Below are 23,436 nucleotides of genomic sequence, written 5' to 3'. Positions count from 1 at the left end.
ACAAATGTTACAAATGAATACAAATTTGTATTCATTGTTTAATAAAAATTAATACTCGTTTAGTATTCTTCTGAATTTTACTTTTGTGTCCGAAAATATCGCCAAGATGCCCAATTTCAAACCGGTTGACTGCAAATAATCATGTATTTGATCAAAATCTTTATTTGCGAATCGAAAGCCCTTTTTTATTTCCAGCACAATTTTCCCCTCTATTAAGAAATCAAGAAAATAATATCCAATCTGCTTTCCTTTGTAGAAAACGGGGACCTGTATTTCTTTTTCATACTTGAGATGACAGTTATCCAAATCCGACGCGATTGCCCGCGAAATAACTTTCTCGCTCACTTTGCCTCCAATCTCATTGTGCACGTCGAACAAAATTCCGACTATTTGATAACTCAATTCCGGATATATGACCTTATCATTAGGCATATTTGTAACCATTTGTGTTATTCGTCTTCATTTGTAATTTGTAACCCAACATTAACATTCTATCCCAATCAACCCTTTTTTTCAAGGCTTAAAACAATTTTAAAAGGACCCGATTTCGAGTCCTTGAGAGGCTAACAACTGTGCTTGCTAGCCCACGGCTTCTTCTTCGATGTCGACAACTGCGCGGAGATCGCGCCGGGATTTCGCCAAAAGCTCAAGCACTCGGCGACGAGCTTCGGCTTGATTCTTCTGGCAGGGATGGCGGGGATTCCTCAACGACTTCTGCTCGATCAATTCCACGCGCCGTCGAGTTTCCTCCGACATGTCCTTGTCCTTCAGCGGAGACTCATCGTCCTCGCCGATGCCGAACCGCATGCGCAGGATCTTTTCCTCCCGCGGCGTCAGCCTTCTGACCAGTTCATCACCGATCATGTCAAGGCGAAGCTCTCGGCCGCCCTGAAGCAGCATGGACTCGGGATCCGAACCTTGGCTCGGAATCTCCTCATCGAGCTGCGAGTGTCCATAGCTTCCCGGGAAAGCCTCCTCGAATTTTCTGTCATCGGACATCTGCCACCTCCACGCAAATTGTGAGATGTGAAATGACGTCGATATATTAACACCGGTTTTGTTTCTTGTCAAGTCCAAGCAACAGCAAATCATTAAAACAACTGCATTTTTTTATCTATTTCCTTAATCGGGGAAAACAAGCGTCGATGAAGGTCGCACAAGCCGAATTTGGCTATTTCGTCCATGTGCTCTCCTGTGCCATAACCTTTATGCTCTTTAAAATGATAATTGGGATATTTATTTTCCAGCTCGCTCATTTCAGCGTCTCTTTCCACCTTGGCCATAATCGAAGCCGCGCCCACGGAAATGAATTTATCATCGCCTTTAATCACGTTTTCAAAAGGCATGGGAAATTTCACTTTGGCGATGCGGTCAACCAACACATAATCGGGCATGATGCCCAGCCCCAATACCGCTCTTTCGACCGCCAGCAAATGAGCGTTTTGAAGTCCCAATGAATCGATTTCACCGGACTCGACCCTGCCGATCGCCCAGGCCACGCAATATTTTTTTATTGTTTTGGCGCAAATTTCTCTTTTTTCCGCGGTCAATTTTTTCGAATCCCCGACGCCTTTGAATTTTTTCAATTCGCCCAGCGGCAAAATCACGGCGCCGACAAACAAGGGGCCCGCCCAGGCCCCTCGTCCGGCTTCATCAATGCCGGCGATGAAGTGATATCCTTTTTTTTGAAGTATTAGTTCGTAATGCATTTAATGAAATTAGTGATTTGTTACGAATTACAAAATTCTATTTAGCTTTTAGGTTATTTGTTACGTATTACAATCGACTATTTAGCTTTCAAGCGATTGTTACGAATCACAAGATTCTCAGGCTTAAAACTATTGATGAATGTAATTTGTAACATATATTAATCGGCCTACTAGATAATTGTAATTCGTAACTATGCTTCATGATTCATGTTACAGGATTCTTGCAGCCTCTCCAGCGCCAAAACAAACGCCGCTCTTCTATAATCAATTTGATATTTTTCCGATCGCTCGATAACTTGCGTGAAATTATCAATCATCTTCGGTTTCAATTTTTCAAAAACCTCTTCGCGCGTCCATTTTTCATTATGCGTGTTCTGATACCATTCGAAATAGGAAACGGTCACTCCGCCGGCGTTGGCCAGGACATCGGGAATGACCTTAATGCCTCTTTCGAATAAGGCCACGTCAGCCTCGGGCGCGATCGGTCCGTTGGCTAATTCCAAAATCGCTTTGGCTTTTATCCTATCGACATTGTCTTTGGTGATTTGATTTTCCAAAGCGGCCGGAATTAAAAATTGGACATCAAGTTCAAGCAATTCTTCATTTGAAATATTTTGCGCGCCTTCGAAATTTTGGACCGAACCGTTTTTCCCTTTATGTTCAATGACTTTTGAAATATCCAAGCCGTCGGCTTTGAAAATTCCGCCTTGAGAGTCGGAAACCGCCACCACTTTTAAGCCGTCTTTTTCGCATAACTGAGTCATGACCGAACCGGCATTGCCGAAGCCTTGAATGGCCACGGTCTGATTTTGCGGCTCTCTTTGTTCCATTTCCATAAAATGCTTCAAGAGATAATAGCCGCCTTGAGCCGTGGCCGTGTCGCGTCCGGCCGAGCCGCCGGCTTCAATGGGTTTTCCGGTAATTACACCGGGAGTCGCTTCGCCTTTTATTTTCGAAAATTCATCAGTCATCCAAGCCATGATTTGCGGGGTGGTGTAAACATCGGGCGCGGGCACGTCTTTGTCCGGACCCACGTCATTATAAATCGCTCTTATATATGCTCGGCTTAAACTTTCCAATTCTTTTTCTGACAATTTCTTGGGGTCAACGGTCACGCCGCCTTTGCCGCCGCCAAATGGTATGTCCAAAACCGCGCATTTTATGGTCATCCAAAAAGACAAAGCTTTCACTTCATTCAAATCAACCTGTGGAAAATATCTGATGCCGCCTTTGTAAGGTCCGCGCCAATTATTGTATTGCACGCGATAACCGTCAAAAAACTTCAACGAACTGTCATCCATTCTCACGGGCAAATTCACCTCAATGGTCTTTTGCGGTCTTTTCAGCATTTCGTGAACATCTTTGTCCAAATTTATCGTTTGCGCGGCGTTATCGAGCTGCTTCATGGCGTTCTCAAAAGCGTTCATATTTAGTTACAAGATTTACAAGATTTTGCGTACGGATTGTACGAGATAAAATTTGTAATCTTTTCAATTAATTTTTTATTTAATATTTTAATCCACGCTTCCCATCAATTATCCCGGTTTTTTGAAGCCGTGTATTTCTACGTCTTTTTTGTTGATTCAATTAAACCAAATATTCCACCTGCGCTGCTTAATATGCCGGCAGTGATTCCACCGAAAATACCCCCGCCTTTTAACTCAAAAAGTATGATTAATCCCATGACTAGTGCTGCCACTGACCAATGAAATAGTTTTTCGGGCTTTTTCATTTTCTTTGAAGCTATCACCAAAACAATGCCTAAAACCATGGTTAGTAATAAAATTACTATTTGAAATGGATGTTTTAATGCGTCCATAAGGGCCTCTAAAATTGGTATGAGGAATTGCGGGGGTGTTTTTATTGATTGAATTACATTGAATAGAATAATCCAGGCCAGGATATTAAGTCCTCCCAGAACAAGGATGATTACTCCGGAAAGAAAAACCAATGATTGACTTACTGTTTTTTTCATATGAGTTTGGTGAATGAATAAAATGTTTCACAATTTCAGCTGACGTTTGCGTATAGCTGAAGTGCGAGGCGGTATAATATAGAGCGACAGCGACTCACCGCCGAAGCATTTACGCGAACGTTGGTATTACAATTTTTCGTCAGAACAGCACCAAGAGTGAGCCAGTTATATGCTGTTATATCGTGTTATAAAAACTACTAGAAAGAAAGGGAATTTAATATTTCTACTAGATCTTGTTCTTCCTGTTGGTTCAACCAATATTCTCGACGAAACATGACGTGTTTTTCATCAATTTTTATTATGTATTTGACTGACTCGAATCCTTGATACATTCTAGCTGGATAGTTTGGGTTGTCTGCGAAATACATCTCTTCTGCTAATTTCTCCGTGAAGTTTACCAGGTAGTCTTCCGTGTAATCCTCTGCTTTTGGTGGTTTACCGACATTGCCCCTCCTCTCGTATTCGTCAAAACTTTCGGATTGATAATCAAAGATTATAGTTCTATTGTAATCACCCTCAGGCTCAAAATAAACAGTGTGTTCCTCGTTTTCTTGTGTATATATTTCCCAATTTAATGGAAATTCAAAAGAAATATTTAATTCTTCGTCATTGTATGTGTTTGGTGCCTTTGTTTCATCCAAAACGACTCTTTGGACATCGGGGGTTTCATCCACTTGCATGACATTTTCATTATTCTGACTACAGCCGGTTAAGAGGAAGATTATGGTGATAAGTAGTATTGTCGCTTTCATAATAGTGAATTAGGTGTTTTTATAATGCCATATAACTCGTAATCATCCGTATTTCCATGACCTCTATTTTTTCTTCATCTTATAATCCCTCAACGATCCCTCATGTCCGCCTTTGGCCTTTCGCAAATAAGCGTAAGCGGACAAAGCCGCTTTGGCGCCTTCTCCCGCTGAAGTAACCAGTTGTTTGTATGGACTGCAGGTGACGTCGCCGGCCGCGAAAATGCCGGGCGCGCTGGTTTGGCAAGCTTGGTCAATGACAATCTGACCGCGCTCGTCCAAATCAACCAAACCTTCAATGGCCTTTGTCTGCGGGATCATGCCGACCTCCACGAATATTCCATTGATCGGCAGTTCTTCGACTTGGCCGCTCTTGGTATTTTCAAGCATGATTGATTTGACCGTTTTATCGCCCTTGATTTCTTTGACGTCCGTATTCCATCTCATTTCGATTTTACCTTGTTTTTCCAATTCAGCGATTGTGTCAGCCGCGACGGTTTCCGCTCGCTCACTGAAGCTGTCCTTTCTGATGATAATGTAAACCTTCTCCGCCAACCTGGCCAAATATTCGGCCGCGTCCAAGGCGGAATTGCCGCCGCCGGCTATGGCCACCGTCTTGTTTCGAAAAAGCGGGCCGTCGCAGGTGGCGCAAAAAGACACTCCCTTACCGACAAACTCCTTTTCTCCGGGAATACCCAGCCGCCGATGAGACAAACCAAAACACAGGATCACCGCGGTTCCTAAAAATTCTCCTCTGCCGGTTTTAACGGTGAAAAATTCTCCGGTTTTTTCTATTTTCGAAACTTCGTCAAATTCAATTTTAGCTCCCCATTTTTCAGCCTGGTTTTTAATTTTCTCCATCAGCGCCGGGCCCAAAATGGACATCTCTCCCGGCCAATTTTCAATCTCATCGGTAATCGCGGCTTGGCCGCCGATGTCTTTGGTCAAAACAAGGGTTTTCAGCTCTCTTCTGCCCGCGTAAATCGCCGCGGTCAGACCGGCCGCGCCCGCGCCGATTATTATGACATCGTATTGTTCGTTTTCCATATTTTATTTAAGCAAACTCTGCAATTTACCTTTTAAATCTTCTTTATTGTGCACTCCGTTCATGGTTTCTTTGACTTCGCCGTTCACAAAAATCATCAAAGTCGGAATGCTCATAATTCCGTATTTTTCCGCGGTTTTGGGATTGGCGTCCACGTCCATTTTGCCTATTTTAACGGCCTTGCCATCCATTTCTTGTTCCAATTCATCGATTATCGGGCCTTGCATCTTGCACGGGCCGCACCATTCAGCGAAAAAATCGACTAAAACCGGGCCTTCGTATTTCAAAACTTCATCTTCGAAATTGACGTCAGTAAAATGTTTTTCCATAAATTTTAGGTGATGAATAAAGCCATTTCATTATAGCAAACAGCGGCCTTGGCGAGCAAGTGCCGACTATAAGGCGAACAGAGCGGAAAGGCAAGCTTTCCGCTGGTTTAGGGAATAAAATGACCTAAACCAAAACAAAATTCAAATCCAACGAAAAACTCGCCTGTTGCCAGGCAAAACGCTCCGCTCTCAATTTTTTTAATGGACAAAAAAGCGGAAAGGTAAACTTTCCGCTATGGAGGAAATTAAATAACTTTCTTTTTCTCTATTTCCCGATAAACATCCAGCACATCGCCAACCTCGATTGGAGTTTGACCTTCAAATTGAATACCCGCTTCCTGGCCGGCCGGCACGTCCGCAACCTCTTGTTTACCCGCCTGCAACTGGGAAATTTTACCCAAGCCGACGAATTCATCTTTTCTGAAAACGGCAGCTGAGCTGCCGGCTTCGATTTTGCCGGAAATCACTTTGCCGCCGACGATTTGGCCCTTATCCGTCTTTTTGAACAATGCCAACACTTCCATCTTGCCCAAATTTTCCCTGACTATTTCAGGTTTGACAATTTCATTCAATTTATTTTTAACCTCATCGATCAATTCGTAAATAATTTTATAAATTTTAATTTCCACGCCTTTGTCTCTGGCCAAAAGTTCAGCCTCGGCCGTGGGTCTGACATTGAATCCCAAAAGCATGGCGCCGCTTGCCTCGGCGGCCAGCACATCGGACTCGGTAATATTGCCCAAACCTTTTTGAACAAAATCTATTTTAATTTCCTTGTTCTCAATTTTTTGCAAAGATTCGATAACCGCTTCCTCCGAGCCCAGTACGTCGGCTTTGATCACCACGTTCAATTTGGTGACGTTCGAAGTTGAATCATCTTCTTCTTGCGAAGGCATGTGCACGAATTCTTCCTGCTTTGACAACTTGAAATAATCCGCTTTGCGTTTCGATTTTTTCAAATCCATGACCGCTTCCACGATGTCTCCGACTTTGGGAGCGACTTTGAAACCAACGATCTGAACGGGCATGGACGGACCGGCCAAATCCGCATCTTTGCCGTTATAATTTTTCATGGCTCTGACTTTGCCGAAGTACGCTCCGTCAATCGATAAATTTTCTCCTTTTTTCAAAGTGCCGTTTTTAATCAATACCGTGGCCACGGGTCCCATGTTTTTATCGATATGCGACTCAATGATACTGCCCACGAATTCACCGCTCGGATTGGCTCTGATTTTATCCGCTTCCAAGTCGGCCACGAACAAAATTTTGTCGAGCAATTCATCAATGCCGATATTATTTTTGGCCGAAACCGGCGCGACAATAATTTTGCCGCCCCATTCTTCGGGTAAAAGATTATATTTGGTCAAATCCTGTTTGACTTTTTCAACGTTGGCGCCCGGCTTGTCTATTTTATTTATGGCGACCACGATCGTCAAACCCGCTTCCTGAGCTATTTTTATGGCTTCAACCGTCTGCGGTTTAATGCCGTCATCCGCGGCGATCACCAAAATGGCGATGTCCGCTATTTTCGCGCCTCTCGATCTCATGGCTGTAAACGCCTCATGACCGGGCGTATCGATAAAAGTGATTTGCCTGCCCTTTTTATTAACCTGATAAGCGCCAATGTGCTGAGTGATGCCGCCGGCCTCGCCTTCCATCACGTGAGTTTTGCGAATGGCGTCGAGCAATTTGGTTTTGCCGTGGTCAACGTGTCCCATGACCACGATTACGGGCGCCCGACTTTCGAGCGATTCTTTTTCCTTTTCGAAAATATTTTTCAATTTCAGATCCTGATTCAATTCAACTCCCGCATCCTCATCTTTTAAAATCGGAGTGTAGCCCAATTCTTCGGCCATGATGGCCGCCGTATCGAAATCTATTCTTTGATTGACCGAAGCCATGACTCCGTTTTTCATCAATTCCGAAATCACACCGGTCACCGGCAAATTCAAAATTTTAGAAAAATCACGCACCGTTAAAACCGGCGGAATTTCCACTTCTCCCTTGGGTTCCTCGTCCTTGGCCGCGTCCTTGTCCTTGCCTTTGAGGTATTGCTCTTCCTGCCGCATTTTTCTGTCATATTCGCGCCAAGCCACGATGATCTGCTGAGCCATTTTGTCATTGACTTTAATCGACTTTTTGCCCAAATCAAAACCAAGCTTCGGCAATGTTTCCAAAAGATCTCTGGTTCCCACTTTTAATATTCTGGCCAATTCGGCTACATTCATATTTTATTGAATAACATAAATAAGTTTAACAATTTTCAACGTTTCTGTCAATCAATCGCCAAGGTCATTTCAATGCCTTTTTTGGCATCAACTTGCGCGACTTTTTTCATAATGTTAGAATAAAAGCTGAAATCACCCATAAAAGACTGCGTCATTCACCAATACAGCATTAAAAATGTTTGGGTCAAGGCATGTAACGTCATGCAGAGGCCCTAAAATCTCTCTCCTCAACTCAATGCTCAATGTATTGGGTACACATTTTAAGTGCTCAACGGCAATGGCGCAGTCTTTTATATAATCGAAAAAAGTATGGAATATTTCTTCATCTTTGGAAAAACTCCGGCGATTTCAAAAGCCGAGCTGGCGAGCGTTCTGGCCAAGGCTGCGATAAAAACCGAACTTGTCTCAGAAAAAAATGACACGCTGATTTTGTCGTCTCAAAAAAAGATCGACCGACCGCTTTTCGAGAGTTTGGGCGGCTGCGTGAAATTCGGTGAAATAATCGACCGAGAAAAAAAGCTCGAGCCGGCCAAACTCGCCGTCTTGATAGAAGATTTATCATCAAAAAATAAAATGGTTTTCGGCTTGAGCGATTACACGGGAAAATATCTGAAGCTTTATAAGCTCGGCATAGAAATCAAAAAACTGATCAAAGAAAACAGGCCTTGCCGTTTTGTGCGAGCCGTGGGCAACGCTTTGTCATCGGTCAGCGTGGCCAAAAACAAACTGATTGAAGACGGCGTCGAGCTGTGTGTTTTCTTTGACGGAACCGATTTCTTGCTCGGCCGCTCCGCGGCCGTTCAAGATTTTGAAAGATGGAACCGACTTGATTTCGGCCGGCCGGAATTCGATGCCAAAATTGGCATGTTGCCCCCGAAAGTCGCGCAGATGGCCGTCAATTTATTGCCGGTCAAACCTGAATCGATTTGGGATCCGTTTTGCGGCTTCGGCACGATCTTGCAACAAGCGGCTTTGTCCGGCGTAAAAAAAATCATCGGCAGCGACATCAATTCGGAGACCTTGAAAAAGTGCGAAAAAAACATTGATTGGTTGAAACTGAAATTCAATATATCTTCCCAAATCATTATCGAAAGATTGGACGCTTCAATCGCGACCAAAAAGGATCTGCCCTTCATTCCGGACGCCGTGATTACCGAGCCTTTTTTGGGCAAGCCGCTGTACGGCAAGGAAAAAGAAAGTGAAATACTCCTGATGATCAAGGAATTAAAAAATTTATATTTGAAAGCATTCGATTCATTGAATAATATTTTGGCGCCCGGCGCGTTCATCGTCTTTATTTTTCCCAAAATTAAAACCAAAGAAAGAATTTTCAACGTCAATATCTCGGCTGAGCTTAAAAATTCATTTGACCGCCTGAATACCTGGGAGTATTTTCGACCCGGCCAGCATATTGAGCGAGTAATCACTCTCTGGCGAAAAAAATAATGCCGTTATTTAAATTCCTCTGTCGTATACAGCACAGTCGAAAAAACAAAGGACATAAAGAGCGGAAAGCTTGCCTTTCCGCTCTCCGCATTTTTTCCCATAAAAAAATTCCAAGGATTTTTAAAAACAAAAAAGGGCCAAAGCCCTTTTTTTATTGAATATTTTATTTTTTCTTTCTATTATATGTCCGTCTGGCCAAAGGTTTGACAACCGGTTTTCTTTTCTTCGCCGGAGTTTTTTTAACCAAATTTTTCATTGAATCGAATATTCTGGCTATTTTCGATCTGCCTCTTTTCAAAGCCAGCTCCTCGAATAATATGGCCCAGCAAGAAATCTGAAAAGTCGAATACCATGAGCCGAAGAAAAAGACCATCAACACCACCAAAACCACCCAGAGCGCGGCAATGACGATAACTCCCTTGGCGGCCGCGGCCACGCCGAGAAGCAAGGTCAAAAGTATCAACGGCGCGCTTAAAATAAACAGCGCGGCGATTAAAAGAATGGACAAGATCACCACGGAGCAAAACAGGATCAAAGCCATTTCCAAGTTGATCAAAAAATTATTAAAAAACAAACTCCAAGACAGCTTGATGCTGGAAAAAATCTTTTTTCCGCGCAAAACGATAAAGGCGGTGCCGTAAATGGTCAAATAATAAATTAAAAGCGAACCGAAAACCAGAATCAAAACAAACAATGCCGTCAAGATATAATCTATGGCATTTATGGAGCAAACCTTGATCAACAAGCTAACCCCGTAAGCGATCACGGCCAAAATCCCGAACAACGCCCCTTTGGTCACGATGTTCAAGCCCAACACCGGCCAAAAATGATCAATACCGTCTCTGAGCGCTCGTTTCAATCCGTATGGCTGCTTAACGTCGCTGGCAATGGCCGCTTTGATCAAACCGGCTTGGGAAATCACCGAAATGAAAATGAAAAACAACAGAAGCGAAACAAAGGCCACGGTCAAAAGCAACAAATAAGTAAACCCGGTCGCTCCGGAAGTCCACCACGTTTTCAAAAAGCTGACATTAAAAATATCGAAGATTCCTTGGCCGAAAAAATTCTTGGTCAATAATGAAAAACTCTGGCCGGAAAACCGACTGTTAAAACCGGAAATAATCGATTCATAGATGGTTTCATTGCTTAAAAACGCGGCAAAAAAACCCAAAAACCAGAGCCACTTTCTTTTCCAACTGATCTGCCAAGCTCTCCTTAATATGATTCTGTACAATGGCATATTTATTTTTATTTAATTTTTTGTTTTTATTCAAATTTTAAAATTAACTTGACGTCAAGTTAATTTTATTATATCAAAAGTTTTGCTTTAAAAAAAATAGTTATTAACAAGCGAATCAATTTGTCGCGAAAATAATGTTGGGCACGAAAGCCGATTCCAGATTATAATTGAAATCATCAACATAAACGCTCAAACCGACCGAAGGCCCGCCATCAAGATTGATAGCGATGGACAAATCCAATTCCGAGTTCGCCAGCCAATCGGCCAATTCATACAGACTGACAAAACCTTCGACCGCGATGATGAAAAATTCTCCGTTCTTGTTTTGCGCCAAGACCTGTCGTCTGGCGGTTTTACCACTATCGACGGCAATCAAGCTCGAGCCGTTATTGATCAGCGTGGGAAAAGTCTGCAAGGCGAAATCCGATTTTTCGTTTTCGGCGTAATTATTTTCAGGCAAATAACGCAAACTCGGCCGACCGTCCTTTATGGTCAGCATGCCCGTATAGCCGTTTTGCCCGTCACGGCTCGGTCTCCCGTATTCTTGGCCGTCAATCAACAAATAGCCGGTAGAACCGTTGTTTTCGTCGAAATAGCCCCCGTTGATCGCGACCTTGGCCTTTAGCGCTTTTTGCCAATCAGCCACGGTTTTGGGCGACTCAACATCTTGCGCGATCGCCCAGTCGAAATTGTCGCCGAAATATTTCAGCGCGGTCATGGTGATTTTGTCATCAAACAAATATTGTTTGATCGCCAAACCGGGCTCGATTTCCCGCCAATCTTCGAACTCGACCGTCTTGATTATCTTGGCGTCAAAATCCGTCGAAACGTCTTCGTTAGTCACCTGAACCGAGCAGGCGCCCAGGCCAACGCATAGCGCCAGCATCATTATTAAGGCTTTGATTCTTTTCATGTCAATTGAAAAGGCCGCCAAGTCAGCGGCCTTTTTCTATTATTTGTCTTGTTTGTTTTCAACGGCTTCTTTTGGCCCCATCAATTTTTCGAATTCTTCTCTTTCGATCGTTTCCTTTTCCATAAGATGCGCCACCAGTTTGTCCAATTTATCTCTATGGTCGTTTATAATCCGCTCCGCGCTTTTGATGGCGGCAGAAATCAGACCGTCAATTTCATGATCAATCAATTCAGCCACTTTTTCGCTGTAATTTCTTTGCTCCCTGATATCTCTGCCCAAGAAAACCAATTCTTCTTTTCCTCCGTAAATTCTGGGCACCAAATGATCGCTCATGCCGAATCGCGTGATCAAGTCGTGCGCCAATTCGGTGGCCTTTTGCAAATCATTCGAAGCTCCGGTAGTCACCTCGCCGAAAATGATTTTCTCAGCCGTGTGCCCGGCCAAAAAAATGGCCAAGTCCGAAATAAATTCCGATCTTTTATGAAGATTTTTATCCGCTGTCGGCAATTTCAAAGTATAACCGGCCGCCGAACCTCTGGAAATAATGGATACCTTCTGCACCGGGTCAGTGCCGGGCAAAAGATGCGCCACGACAGCGTGTCCGGCCTCATGATAAGCCGTGACATTTTTCTCTTCATCAGAGAGCACCCGACTTTTTCTTTCCGGTCCCAAAAGCACTTTTTCAATGCTTTCCAAGACTTCATCCATGCCGATTTGGGATTTGTCCCGTCGCGCCGTTAAAATCGCGGCTTCGTTTAATAAGTTGGCCAAGTCAGCGCCTGAAAAGCCCGGAGTTCTCTCCGCTATTTTTCTTAAATTGATATCTTTATCAAACGGCTTGCCGGTGGAATGAACGTTCAAAATAGCCTGTCTGTCTTTAATGTCCGGCAAATCAAGAATGACCCGTCGGTCAAATCTGCCCGGGCGAAGCAAAGCCGGATCCAAAACATCCGGGCGATTGGTGGCGGCCATCACGATAACATTGGTATTGGCGTCAAAGCCGTCCAGCTCGACCAAAATTTGATTTAAGGTCTGCTCTCTCTCGTCGTGCGAACCGCCCAGTCCGGCGCCTCGCTGACGTCCCACCGCGTCGATTTCATCCACGAAAATAATGCACGGCGCGCTCTTTTTCGCTTTTTTAAATAAATCTCGAACGCGCGACGCTCCCACGCCCACGAACATTTCCACGAATTCCGATCCGGAAATGCTCAGGAAAGGCACATTGGCTTCACCGGCCACTGCTCTGGCCAACAAAGTCTTGCCCGTGCCCGGAGGGCCCATCAATAAAACTCCTTTTGGAATCTTCGCTCCCAGATCAAGAAATTTTTTGGGATGCTTTAAAAATTCCACCACTTCCTCCAGTTCGATTTTGGCTTCGATAACTCCGGCCACGTCTTTGAAAGTGATTTTGTTTTTGCCTTGAGCGCTGAATTCTCTGGCCTGGCTTTGGCCGAAAGACATGGCTTTGGTGTTCGCTCCCTGAAGCTGCCTCATCATGAACCAAATAAAAGCCACGATCAATAAAAACGGCAGCAGATATGGCAAAATTGCCGAAGCCCAGAAAGCCCAGCCTTCCGCTTCAACCACTTGGATGTCAATGCCCGATAATTTTGCCGGGTCAATCGCGTAGTTATTGACGATATCCGAGAAAGATTCGGTCGGCTCTTTCATCAACTTCTGCAAATGACCGTCTTGCAAAGCGATATTGATATTATCGCCTTCCACGCCTATTGTTTTCACTTGACCGCTGTCTATTTCGGAAATGAGCTGAGACACCCCGATATTTTCCACCTCTTGCGAGGAAATATTGTACAAACTGAAGATGGCGGCGATAATGAAAAACACCACGATGAAAATGATAATATTTTTGGCGATGTTATTTTTCATACGTTCGAATTAAAAATAATTATCCGCTCGAATTAATTTAACCGGCCGCGAATTAGCGGCCGGAAATCACTAAGGTTTTTTCACGTAACCTGTTCCGGCCGGAATCAACCTGCCGATGATGACGTTTTCTTTCAAGCCTTCCAATCGGTCAACCTTGCCCGTGACCGCGGCGTTGATCAGCACTCTGGCCGTTTCCTGGAAAGACGCGGCGGATAAGAAGCTCTTGGTGGTCAACGAAACCTTGGAAATGCCCAAGAATATTTCCTCGCTGACAGCCAGTTTGCCGCCTTTTCTAACCTGCTGATTCGCCTCTTCCAATTCCGCTTTTTCCACGATCTCGCCTTCCAGCAAATAAGTGTCTCCCGGATCTTTGACGTAACCCCTGGAGAACATTTGCCTGGAAATGACTTCAACGTGTTTGTCATTCAATCTTTGACCTTGCGAAGAATAAATATATTGAATTTCGTTCAAAATGTATTCTTGCACCGCTTGCTTGCCTTTGAGCGCGTACAATTCATCCAAATTGATGCTGCCTTCGGTCAATTGATCTCCTTTTTTGACCGCTTGCCCGTCTTTGATCCAAAGGGTGGTGCCGGCCGGAATTATGTATTCTTTTTCTTTGGCCATCTCATTCGAAATCAGGATTTTATTGTCTTTGAGTTCCACCTTGCCGTCTCGCACCACTTTGACTTTTTTCTTGCCGGACAAGAAAAGCACTTCGCCCACTCTGACCTTGTCGCCATCTTTGACTTTCAGTTCGACGGCTGCCGGATCTTTGAAATTATAAGTATCAACTTCTTTATCTTGATAAGAAATTTTCACCACTCTTTCGCCGAACGCGGTCTGAGCGATGATTTCGCCTTTGGGACCCTGAATGATTCTGGGTTTTTCAATGATTGTCACCGCGCCGTCCACTTCGCTGAGCAAAGCTTTTTTCTTTGGCGGACGCGCTTCGAAAATTTCTTCAACTCGAGGCAAACCTTGAGTGATATCCTGTCCGGCCACGCCGCCGGTATGGAAAGTTCTCATGGTCAGCTGAGTGCCGGGCTCGCCGATGCTCTGAGCGGCGATAATGCCGACAGCGGTGCCCATATCCACGGGTTTGTTATAAGCCAAATCATAGCCGTAGCATTTTTGGCACAAGCCTCTGCTCAATTTACAACTAAGCACGGTTCTCACTTTCACCTTGTCCAATTCAATGTTTTCCAATTCTCTGGCCACGTCATGAGTAATGACCTCGCCCTTTTTGACTATGACCTCTCCGGTCTTGGGATCTTTGATATCTTCCATGATGTATTTGCCCGTAATTCTGGCAACCAAACTCTGGCCGATAACATCGCTTTCTTCCTTGGTGAACAGAGCGCCGCCTTTATCGCCGCAATCATCGGAAACGATGATCACGTCTTGGGAAACGTCCACCAATCTTCTGGTCAAATAACCGGCATTGGCCGTGCGCAGAGCCGTATCGGACAAACCTTTTCTGGCGCCGTGAGTGGAAATATAATATTCGAGAACGGTAAACCCTTCTTTAAAATTGGCTTTGACCGGCAATTCGATAATCTGACCGGATGGATTGGTCACCAAACCCTTCATGCCCATCATTTGAGTCAATTGCCCCCAGGAACCTCTGGAACCTGAAGTGATCATGGTATAAACCGGGCCGTCGGGATTCAAACTGTTTTGGCTGAGTTTGACCACTTTCTCTTTGATGTCAGTCCAAATCTCAATGACTTTGCTGTATCTTTCATCTTCAGTCAAAAGACCGGTTTCAAATTGCATTTGCACTTCATCGACTCGGCCGTTGCCTTCGGTAATCAATTCTTTTTTACCGATAAGATCCGGCAAATCGTCCATGCCCCAGGAATATCCTGATTTCGTCAATTGATCAAAACCCAATTCCTTGATTTTATCCAGCAGTTCGGCCGTCAGCTCAAAGCCGTAAATATCCAAAGTCAAGCTGACAATTTGTCCCAACTTTTTCTTATCGATCAATTCATTATAATACGGCAATCCGTCCGGCAAAATTTCGTTGAAAATGACTCTGCCCACCGTGGTCTCAGTCACTTCTTCATTCTTGATTTTAACCGCCAAATCAGCCGAGCTTTTGACCTTGACCAGAATTTTATCTTGCAGCCCTATTTTGCCCAAGGCATGCGCGATCTTGGCTTCCTTGGTGTCGCAGAAAGCTTTCGGATGATCATTGTCTTTAAAAGACGTGAGGTAATAACAGCCCCAGATCATGTCCATGGCGGGCACCGCCACCGGCAAACCCGTGGCCGGCTTTAAAAGATTGCGCGTTGACAACATTCTTTCCCTGGCTTCTTTTTTGGCTTCTTCGGTCAGAGGCACATGCACGGCCATTTGGTCGCCGTCAAAGTCCGCGTTAAAAGCGGAACAAACGAGCGGATGCAGTTTAATGGCCTTGCCCTCGATCAAAACCGGTTGGAACGCCTGAATGCCCAATCTGTGCAAGGTCGGCGCTCTGTTCAAAAGCACGTGCGCGCCCGAGACAACTTCTTCCAAAATATCCCAGACTTCGGGACGATCGGCTTCGATGAAGCGATTGGCGCTTCTGATATTATGAACGTATTCTTGTTTGATTAATCTGGAAATGATAAACGGCTTAAACAATTCCAAGGCCATTTTCTTCGGCAGACCGCATTGATGAAGTTTCAAATTCGGCCCGACCACAATAACGCTTCGGCCGGAATAGTCGATTCTTTTACCCAAAAGATTTTGCCTGAATCGGCCTTGTTTGCCTTTCAAATAATCGGCAATGGATTTCAAACTTCTTTTCTGGCCGGTGGAAGCGGTGGTGGTTTTTGTTTTTCTGGCGGAATTGTCTATCAAAGCGTCCACGGCTTCTTGCAACATTCTTTTTTCATTGCGACAAATAACTTCCGGCGCGCGCAGTTCCAGCAAACGTTTCAAACGATTGTTTCTGCTGATCACTCGACGGTACAAGTCGTTCAAATCGGAGGTGGCGAAACGTCCGCCATCGAGCGGCACCATGGGACGCAAATCCGGAGGAATGATCGGCACCGCGGTCAGAACCATCCATTCGGGTTGAATTTTATTGCGGCGCAAACTCTTCAAAAGCTTGACGCGATTGATCGATTTTTTCTGTTTGGTCGCTTTTTCTTTTTTAATTTCGGAATCCAGCTTTTTGATCAGCTGATCGAGATCCACCTTGAGCAATAACTTTCTGACGGCCTCGGCGCCAATGCCGGCGTCGAAAATGTGGCCGTATTTCAAAGACAAATCCTGATACATGCTTTCAGCCAGTATTTGCAAAGGCACCAAATCTTTCAATTCTTTCTGTGTTTGCTCGAAATTGCTTTCCAAATCTTCCAATTCTTTTTCTTTCCATTTGTTGAGTTCAATCAACTTCTTCTTTTTCTCTTTGTCGTTTAATTGAGCGGAGTTTTTGGCCGCGTTGACTTGCTGGCTGAATTGTCCGTCAATGCCTTTTTTCCTTGATTTGTATTCTTTTTTCAAATTTTCTATTTCTTCTTTTTTGCCTTCTTCATCAACGTCAATGACAATGAAGTTGGCGAAATAAACCACCTTTTCCAATTTCTGAATGGACATATCCAGCAGTAAACCGACTTTTGACGGCACACCGCGCAAAAACCAAATATGAGTGACCGGCGTGGCCAATTCAACATGCCCCATTCTTTCTCGGCGGACAATCGAGCGAGTCACTTCCACCCCGCACTTGTCGCAAACAATGCCGCGATAACGGATTTTTTTATATTTGCCGCAATAGCATTCCCAATCTTTACTGGGACCAAAAATCTTTTCGCAAAACAAGCCGTCCTTTTCCGGTTTTTGCGTTCGGTAATTGATGGTTTCCGGCCGAGTCACTTCGCCGTGAGACCATGATTTGATTTCTTCCGGAGAGGCGAGCTTCAACTTTATGGAATCAAAGTCTCTTATTTTTAATGCTTCGCTCATAAATATAGAAGTAATTATTAAATGAAGATTAAATTACTCGACCGGCTCTTTGGCGGTCTCGACTTGTTGATGCCTCTCGCTTCTGTCCCTAAACTCTTCTTCCTTTTCCAAGTCGATGGATTTTCCGTCTTTGAGCAATTCGACATCCAAGCACAGGCCTTTCAATTCTCTGACCAAGACATTGAAGGATTCGGGCACGTTCAGCCGCTTAATCGGCTCTCCCTTGATAATTGATTCGTAAGCTTTGGCTCTGCCCACAACGTCATCGGATTTAATGGTCAAAATTTCCTGCAAAGTGTGCGCCGCGCCATAAGCTTCGAGCGCCCAGACTTCCATTTCTCCGAATCTTTGTCCGCCGAATTGCGCTTTGCCTCCGAGCGGCTGCTGAGTGATCAGCGAGTAAGGGCCGATTGATCTTTGGTGAATCTTGTCTTCCACCATGTGATTCAATTTCAAAATGTAATTGATGCCGATCGTCACCTGATGCTCGAACGCTTCGCCGGTTTTGCCGTTATATAAAGTCAATTGGCCGCTTTCCGGATAACCGGCTTTGACCAATTCTTCTTTGATGGTTTTTTCCGTAATGCCGTTGAACACGGGCGTGGCCACTTTATAACCGAGCTTTTGCGCGGCCAATCCCAAATGGGTTTCCAAAACCTGCCCCAAGTTCATACGGGAGCAAATGCCCAGCGGCGTCAAGATAACGTCAATTGTCGTGCCGTCTTCGCTAAACGGCATGTCTTCCACGGGCACGATTTTGGAAATGACGCCTTTGTTGCCGTGACGGCCGGCCAATTTATCGCCGACCTGAATTTTTCTCAAATTGGCAATGGAAACCTGAATGGATTTGAGTACTCCCGGAGACAGTTTGTCGCCGTTTTCCTGAGAAAATATTTTCACGTCCACCACTTTGCCGTGCTCGCCATGCTCCAAACGAAGCGAGGTGTCGCGCACGTCTCTGGCCTTTTCTCCGAAAATGGCTTTCAGCAATTTTTCCTCGGCCGATAATTCGGTTTCGCCTTTGGGCGTGATTTTTCCGACCAAAATGTCGCCGGAAGAAACCACCGCGCCCACGCGCACGATGCCTTCGGCGTCAAGATTCATTAATTTGTCTTCGCTGATATTGGGAATATCCGAGGTGACCTGTTCGGGTCCGAGCTTGGTGTCTCGAATATCAATAATATGATTGTCGATATGAACGGAAGAAAATCTATCGAAGTGAACCAATTTTTCCGAAATGATCATGGCGTCTTCGTAATTGTTGCCTTCCCAGGCCATGTAAGCGATCAAGACGTTTTGACCCAGCGCCAATTCACCGTTTTCCGTTGACGGTCCGTCAGCCATGATTTGTCCTTTCTTAACCTTGTCGTCGATATTGATGATGGGGCGCTGATTGATTGAAGTCGAAGCGTTGGAACAGACGAATTTTTTCAATCGATAAAGTCTGATGTTGCCGTCCTTTTCCAAAACTTCTATTTTCGATGAATCGAGACCCACGACTGTGCCGTCTTTTTCGGCAATGGCCAAATGGCCGGAATCGCGAGCGGCTTTTTCTTCGACTCCCGTGCCAACCACCGGAGACTGCGGCACCACCGTGGGCACCGCTTGACGTTGCATGTTCGTGCCCATCAAAGCGCGCACCGCGTCATCGTGTTCCAAGAAAGGAATCAATGAGGTGGCCACGCTGACGATCTGATTGGGCGCCACGTCCACGTAATCTATTAAGTAAGTATATGACACTTCCGGATGTCCGTATTTTCGGACATTCGCTCTTTTTTTCAAAAACACGCCTTTGTCATCGACCGGTATGGTGGCCGAAGTGGTAATGGCTTTTTCTTCCTTCAAAGCGTTCAAGTAAATGACTTCATCGCTTAATCTGCTTTCCACTTTTTCCAGAATTTCATCCGGATCCAAACTTATTTTTTCCAATTCCGCGCCCAGCACGGACTGTCCTTTTTTGAATAATACGGCTTTGGTTTCCGGGTCTTTCAAATCCTTCTTTATAATATGTTCAACTTTAAAAAACGGCGTTTCAATAAATCCGTATTCATTAACCTTGGCATAGCTGGCCAAATGGCCCACCAGTCCGATGTTCGGACCTTCAGGCGTGGCGATCGGACAGATTCTGCCATAGTGAGTGGTGTGAACGTCGCGAACTTCAAAGCCCGCGCGTTCTCGAGAGAGTCCGCCCGGTCCCATGGCCGAGATTCTTCTCTTATGCTCCAGCTCGGACAAGGGATTGGTCTGATCCATGAATTGCGACAATTGCGAAGACATGAAAAATTCCTTGACCACGCCGATGACCGGCCGCGCGTTGATTAATTTCGCCGGGGTCATAATGGTCGGATCCATGGTGGTCATTCTGTCTTTGACGATTCTTTCCATGCGAGCCAAACCTATTCTGAATTTATTTTGAATCAATTCGCCAATGGCCCTGATTCTTCGATTGCCCAAATGATCGATATCATCGGCTTCTTGCTGGGTAACATTCAATCTGATGATTTCTTTAATCACGTTAGCCACGTCTTCGATGCGCAAAATTCTATTGACATCAATGTTTTCCAATTGCTCGTTGAATCTTTGATTTAATTTATATCGACCGACTTTGCCGAAATCATATCTGCTGAAATTGAAAAACATGGCGTAGATAAGCGACTTGGCGTTATCGGCAGTGGCCAGATCGCCCGGCCTTATTCTTTTATAAACTTCGATCAAGCCTTCTTCGATCGTTCGAGACGCGTCTTTGTCGATCGTCGATTGGGTGTAATTGATATCAGGATGAGTTTCGACGTCTTTGGTCAAATTCAAAATCTCTTGATCGGTCCCCACGCCGAAAGCTCGAAGCAATGCCGTGGCCGCCACTTTTCTCTTTCGATCGATCTTGACCCAAATCACGTTATTGGTGTCAGTCTCGAATTCCAGCCAAGCGCCTCTGTTCGGAATTATTTTCGCTCCGTAAAATGTTTTATTTTTTTCGCGCAGAAAATTGGAAGTAAAAAACACGCCCGATGATCTGATAATCTGCGAAACTATGGCGCGCTCAATTCCATTGATGACGAAAGTTCCTCGATCGGTCATCATCGGAAAATCGCCCAAAAATATTTCCTGATCTTCTTTGGTGCCGTTCTTTTTATTTTCCAGTTTGACCTTAACTCTCAACGGCGCTTCATAGGTGATATTTTTATCTCTGCTGGTGGTCTCGTCGAACTTGGGCTCGTCCAAATAATAATCTTCAAAGGAAAGTTCAAGCTGTTTGCCGGAAACATCTTGGATGGGAGACAATTCGCCGAACAACTCTTTGAGTCCTTCTCGAACAAACCAGTTGTAAGAATTTTTCTGAATGTCAATCAAATCCGGCATTTCATACCTGTAAGGAGCGGTGAAGAACTTTCGGCCTGACATGGTATTTAGTTTTTTAGACATAAAAATATTCCCCTTCCCCATGGAACGAGTTTGTTAATTTAAAATTTAATTGTTGTATATGAGTGGCTCTCCGCCATAATAAGATTACTTTTTTGCCTAAAATAAGGCTCCAGGCGGGTTTAAACGTATTCATATAATATCAATCCCCGCGGGTATTGTCAAGGGCAAGGCGCAGGCCACTGCATTTAGCTAAATTTAGACTAATTTCCGCCCTCCTCCGATCGCCAACTCCCACCTTATCCACAAAAAATTTGACAAATGTTTTTGGCGGGAGGTATTGAGGTTTTTTAGCTAATGCAAACTAATACTTTGGATTCAAATCGAGCATTTTAGGCGGTAAATAACAAAAAAAACTCCCGCGCGGAGGCGGGAGAAAAGAGGCATATTATATATAATTATTCGCCAATTAAATTTTTAATAATTTTAATCATTGTCTCTTTATCTTTTGGAGCGCTTTCGGCAATAAGCAGCGCCAGCGCCGTCAACGCGTTGTCATTGATTTTTCGCTCGCCGGATTTTTTGAAAAGATAATTTGACCTGTCCAGAAAATAAACAAATAAAAACGAAGCGATTCTTTTATTGCCGTCAAAAAAGGGATGGTCTTTGATCATTAAGTAAAGCAAATGAGACGCTTTGTCTTCAATCGCGGGATACAGCTCCTTTCTCGCGAAAGACTGATACAACCCGGAGATAATACCTTCAAAGCTTCCTCCCCGTTCATGCCCGAACAAGTCGCCGGCCTCTTTTTTGGCGATAAGTCCGTCTTTAAGTTTAACCGCTATATTGGAGCAATCGTTGTATCGCAGAATAAATTTCGTCCTTTTGCCTTTCTTTTCCGCCAGTTTTCCGTTATCGTATTGTCCAAGCAATGAAAGTGTTTTTGAGTAATCGGCAAGTAAATTTAAAATTTCCGCTTCTTGTCCTTTCAACAATTCCTTTTTTGAATGTTTTTGCAAAAATAAAACCGTTTCTTGAAGTTCTTTGAATTTATTTTGAGCTTCCAGCAGACGTTTTTCGTTTATGGCGTAACCCTTGATTAAATATTGTTTCAAGATTTTCGTGGCCCAATGGCGAAAATGGATGGCGCGGGGTGAATTCGCGCGGTAACCCACGGCTAAAATTACATCTAGGCTGTAAAATTCCACGGGTTTATCAGAATTTGCAATGTGCATTTTTTGCACATTGCTTGCTTTATCAACTTCTTTATCAGAAAAAATCTTATTGATATGCTTGGTGATAACCGATCGTTCTCTGCCAAACAGCAACGCAATTTCACTTTGTCCAAGCCAAACAGATTCATTTTTAAAATGAACCTTCAACTCCACCTCGTTTTTCGAGGTTGTATAAATCATTATTTCGCCCTTTGAATGATTTTTTTGTTTCATAAATAATTTTAACCGGCCAATACTTCCATTTTTCGTGATTTTGGGGAATGTGTCAAATAAATAATCGCGGCCGGCATTTTAAAAAAATCTCCCGCGCGGGGCGGGGTGGATGTTTTTGGCGGCAAACATTGAGGTTTTTTAGCTAGTGCAAACTAATACATAGGATTCAAACCGACCATTTTAGGCGATAAATAACAAAAATATTGTGCATCTCCTTGAATGATTTACCTGTCAATATTTGCCGATAACGTCGCAGATAGTCCAGCTGTTTGCAGGTTATAAAAATTCGTTGCGTAATATTGTTCTGGCAAATGTACATGTTTTTCTAAAAAACATTCCTCACACATAAATGCAACTTGTTGTGCAACAAAAAAAACTAATGAGCCGCAAATGATACATGTATAATACTTATTCATAAAATTTACCTTTTTTATAATCAATACAATTTTAATTATTATTCAACTTCCTCTATTGATATAGATGCAAATTCAACTCCATGGACATCCCTTGTTTTTGTATAATTATGGATGAAAGTTTTCAAAACCTCATGGGTTATTTGTCTTATGGCGGCTATGTCAGCTCCCCTAACCTTAATCTCATTTCCATTTTTAACGAAATTCCATCCGATAGAATTTTGGCGAGAGAATTTAACAAATTTTTCTTCTGCCATAGTATCCACATGAGCGCCCCCATCTTTGTTGGTTAAAAATAAAATTATATCCTTTCGTGTAAATTCATTTTTATTTAAATCAATAAAAACAGGATTTTTACTCCACCAATTTTCAAAATCTATTGATATATTCTTATTACTCTCAGAGGAGTCATCTAAAAATGGTTGGTATTTTAAATTAGTAACATCAATAACAATTAAACTGCAAAAAGAAGTAATTCCAGGATCATAATTGAATGAGGAATCAAAAAATTTTGTATGTAATAAATTCAAATGCTGCAAAAGCGATGTAGATTTTACAGTATTATGAAGTAATGTACGTAGATGTGTTGCCATTCGCTTTGCTTCTGATTCATCGCCATTATCAAATTCAGTGGCCGATTTTTCCAAAAAATTTAGTTGTTCTTGAAAATGTCTTTTCAAGTCGTCCTCATATTGTAAAATTTGTTTTTCCATATTATTATTTTGTTATTTATAGCG

Annotated in this window: 18 protein-coding genes; 1 reads left to right on the top strand and 17 read right to left on the bottom strand. The window is 43.7% G+C overall.

Going from position 1 to position 23,436, the window contains the following annotated elements:
- Window positions 1–48: 48 nt before the first annotated feature.
- The 9 genes from VMX18_04450 to infB form a co-directional block, all read right to left on the bottom strand.
- Complete coding sequence (locus VMX18_04450) at window positions 49–432, bottom strand: GxxExxY protein (protein HUT22611.1); 384 nt, start codon at window positions 430–432, stop codon at window positions 49–51.
- Between the two features lie 147 nt (window positions 433–579).
- The gene (locus VMX18_04445; protein ID HUT22610.1) at window positions 580–1,092 is read right to left on the bottom strand and encodes a hypothetical protein; all 513 of its coding nucleotides are present in this window, start codon (window positions 1,090–1,092) and stop codon (window positions 580–582) included.
- Window positions 1,092–1,709, bottom strand: a complete 618-nt coding sequence (locus VMX18_04440) for a ribonuclease HII (GenBank protein ID HUT22609.1) — start codon at window positions 1,707–1,709, stop codon at window positions 1,092–1,094. The genes VMX18_04445 and VMX18_04440 overlap by 1 nt, the downstream gene beginning before the upstream one ends.
- 191 nt (window positions 1,710–1,900) lie before the next feature.
- Complete coding sequence (locus tag VMX18_04435; GenBank protein HUT22608.1) at window positions 1,901–3,136, bottom strand: Glu/Leu/Phe/Val dehydrogenase; 1,236 nt, start codon at window positions 3,134–3,136, stop codon at window positions 1,901–1,903.
- 137 nt (window positions 3,137–3,273) lie between these two features.
- Window positions 3,274–3,684 carry a hypothetical protein gene (locus VMX18_04430; GenBank protein ID HUT22607.1) on the bottom strand — a complete coding sequence of 137 codons (411 nt, stop codon included), beginning with the start codon at window positions 3,682–3,684 and terminating at the stop codon, window positions 3,274–3,276.
- Window positions 3,685–3,881: 197 nt separating this feature from the next.
- The gene (locus VMX18_04425) at window positions 3,882–4,436 is read right to left on the bottom strand and encodes a hypothetical protein (protein HUT22606.1); all 555 of its coding nucleotides are present in this window, start codon (window positions 4,434–4,436) and stop codon (window positions 3,882–3,884) included.
- A gap of 63 nt (window positions 4,437–4,499) precedes the next feature.
- Window positions 4,500–5,480, bottom strand: coding sequence for a thioredoxin-disulfide reductase (gene trxB / locus VMX18_04420; protein ID HUT22605.1), 981 nt, complete (start codon window positions 5,478–5,480; stop codon window positions 4,500–4,502).
- 3 nt (window positions 5,481–5,483) lie between these two features.
- Window positions 5,484–5,807: a thioredoxin gene (gene trxA / locus VMX18_04415; protein ID HUT22604.1), complete on the bottom strand. Its 324-nt coding sequence runs from the start codon at window positions 5,805–5,807 to the stop codon at window positions 5,484–5,486.
- 245 nt (window positions 5,808–6,052) lie between these two features.
- Window positions 6,053–8,035 carry a translation initiation factor IF-2 gene (infB, locus tag VMX18_04410; GenBank protein HUT22603.1) on the bottom strand — a complete coding sequence of 661 codons (1,983 nt, stop codon included), beginning with the start codon at window positions 8,033–8,035 and terminating at the stop codon, window positions 6,053–6,055.
- Between the two features lie 309 nt (window positions 8,036–8,344).
- Between infB and VMX18_04405 the strand changes: the two genes are divergently transcribed.
- Window positions 8,345–9,481, top strand: coding sequence for a hypothetical protein (locus VMX18_04405; protein HUT22602.1), 1,137 nt, complete (start codon window positions 8,345–8,347; stop codon window positions 9,479–9,481).
- A 163-nt stretch (window positions 9,482–9,644) separates the two neighbouring features.
- Here the strand turns inward: VMX18_04405 and VMX18_04400 are convergent, their stop codons facing one another.
- The 8 genes from VMX18_04400 to VMX18_04365 all read right to left on the bottom strand — a co-directional run bounded on the left by VMX18_04400 (window position 9,645) and on the right by VMX18_04365 (window position 23,412).
- Window positions 9,645–10,721, bottom strand: coding sequence for a hypothetical protein (locus VMX18_04400; protein HUT22601.1), 1,077 nt, complete (start codon window positions 10,719–10,721; stop codon window positions 9,645–9,647).
- Window positions 10,722–10,836: 115 nt separating this feature from the next.
- Complete coding sequence (locus VMX18_04395; GenBank protein HUT22600.1) at window positions 10,837–11,634, bottom strand: phosphodiester glycosidase family protein; 798 nt, start codon at window positions 11,632–11,634, stop codon at window positions 10,837–10,839.
- A gap of 39 nt (window positions 11,635–11,673) precedes the next feature.
- Window positions 11,674–13,521 carry an ATP-dependent zinc metalloprotease FtsH gene (ftsH, locus tag VMX18_04390; protein ID HUT22599.1) on the bottom strand — a complete coding sequence of 616 codons (1,848 nt, stop codon included), beginning with the start codon at window positions 13,519–13,521 and terminating at the stop codon, window positions 11,674–11,676.
- 69 nt (window positions 13,522–13,590) lie between these two features.
- Complete coding sequence (gene rpoC, locus VMX18_04385) at window positions 13,591–17,478, bottom strand: DNA-directed RNA polymerase subunit beta' (protein ID HUT22598.1); 3,888 nt, start codon at window positions 17,476–17,478, stop codon at window positions 13,591–13,593.
- Window positions 17,479–17,511: 33 nt separating this feature from the next.
- Window positions 17,512–20,901: a DNA-directed RNA polymerase subunit beta gene (locus VMX18_04380; protein HUT22597.1), complete on the bottom strand. Its 3,390-nt coding sequence runs from the start codon at window positions 20,899–20,901 to the stop codon at window positions 17,512–17,514.
- Window positions 20,902–21,296: 395 nt separating this feature from the next.
- Complete coding sequence (locus VMX18_04375; GenBank protein HUT22596.1) at window positions 21,297–22,286, bottom strand: virulence protein RhuM/Fic/DOC family protein; 990 nt, start codon at window positions 22,284–22,286, stop codon at window positions 21,297–21,299.
- Between the two features lie 224 nt (window positions 22,287–22,510).
- Window positions 22,511–22,702, bottom strand: a complete 192-nt coding sequence (locus VMX18_04370) for a hypothetical protein (GenBank protein HUT22595.1) — start codon at window positions 22,700–22,702, stop codon at window positions 22,511–22,513.
- Window positions 22,703–22,740: 38 nt separating this feature from the next.
- Window positions 22,741–23,412 carry a hypothetical protein gene (locus VMX18_04365; GenBank protein HUT22594.1) on the bottom strand — a complete coding sequence of 224 codons (672 nt, stop codon included), beginning with the start codon at window positions 23,410–23,412 and terminating at the stop codon, window positions 22,741–22,743.
- Between the last annotated feature and the right edge of the window lie 24 nt (window positions 23,413–23,436).

This window comes from Candidatus Bipolaricaulota bacterium, from assembly GCA_035528115.1.
Taxonomy (GTDB): Bacteria; Patescibacteriota; Patescibacteriia; order UBA11705; family DATKZF01; genus DATKZF01.
This window is presented reverse-complemented; position numbering and strand designations above follow the sequence as displayed.

Bases quoted from the DNA above. Each gene is read 5' to 3' on its own strand.
- VMX18_04450 (HUT22611.1), bottom strand. From the start codon at position 432: ATGCCTAATGATAAGGTCATATATCCGGAATTGAGTTATCAAATAGTC.
- VMX18_04445 (HUT22610.1), bottom strand. From the start codon at position 1,092: ATGATTTGCTGTTGCTTGGACTTGACAAGAAACAAAACCGGTGTTAAT.
- VMX18_04440 (HUT22609.1), bottom strand. From the start codon at position 1,709: ATGCATTACGAACTAATACTTCAAAAAAAAGGATATCACTTCATCGCC.
- VMX18_04435 (HUT22608.1), bottom strand. From the start codon at position 3,136: ATGAACGCTTTTGAGAACGCCATGAAGCAGCTCGATAACGCCGCGCAA.
- VMX18_04430 (HUT22607.1), bottom strand. From the start codon at position 3,684: ATGAAAAAAACAGTAAGTCAATCATTGGTTTTTCTTTCCGGAGTAATC.
- VMX18_04425 (HUT22606.1), bottom strand. From the start codon at position 4,436: ATGAAAGCGACAATACTACTTATCACCATAATCTTCCTCTTAACCGGC.
- trxB (HUT22605.1), bottom strand. From the start codon at position 5,480: ATGGAAAACGAACAATACGATGTCATAATAATCGGCGCGGGCGCGGCC.
- trxA (HUT22604.1), bottom strand. From the start codon at position 5,807: ATGGAAAAACATTTTACTGACGTCAATTTCGAAGATGAAGTTTTGAAA.
- infB (HUT22603.1), bottom strand. From the start codon at position 8,035: ATGAATGTAGCCGAATTGGCCAGAATATTAAAAGTGGGAACCAGAGAT.
- VMX18_04405 (HUT22602.1), top strand. From the start codon at position 8,345: ATGGAATATTTCTTCATCTTTGGAAAAACTCCGGCGATTTCAAAAGCC.
- VMX18_04400 (HUT22601.1), bottom strand. From the start codon at position 10,721: ATGCCATTGTACAGAATCATATTAAGGAGAGCTTGGCAGATCAGTTGG.
- VMX18_04395 (HUT22600.1), bottom strand. From the start codon at position 11,634: ATGAAAAGAATCAAAGCCTTAATAATGATGCTGGCGCTATGCGTTGGC.
- ftsH (HUT22599.1), bottom strand. From the start codon at position 13,521: ATGAAAAATAACATCGCCAAAAATATTATCATTTTCATCGTGGTGTTT.
- rpoC (HUT22598.1), bottom strand. From the start codon at position 17,478: ATGAGCGAAGCATTAAAAATAAGAGACTTTGATTCCATAAAGTTGAAG.
- VMX18_04380 (HUT22597.1), bottom strand. From the start codon at position 20,901: ATGTCTAAAAAACTAAATACCATGTCAGGCCGAAAGTTCTTCACCGCT.
- VMX18_04375 (HUT22596.1), bottom strand. From the start codon at position 22,286: ATGAAACAAAAAAATCATTCAAAGGGCGAAATAATGATTTATACAACC.
- VMX18_04370 (HUT22595.1), bottom strand. From the start codon at position 22,702: ATGAATAAGTATTATACATGTATCATTTGCGGCTCATTAGTTTTTTTT.
- VMX18_04365 (HUT22594.1), bottom strand. From the start codon at position 23,412: ATGGAAAAACAAATTTTACAATATGAGGACGACTTGAAAAGACATTTT.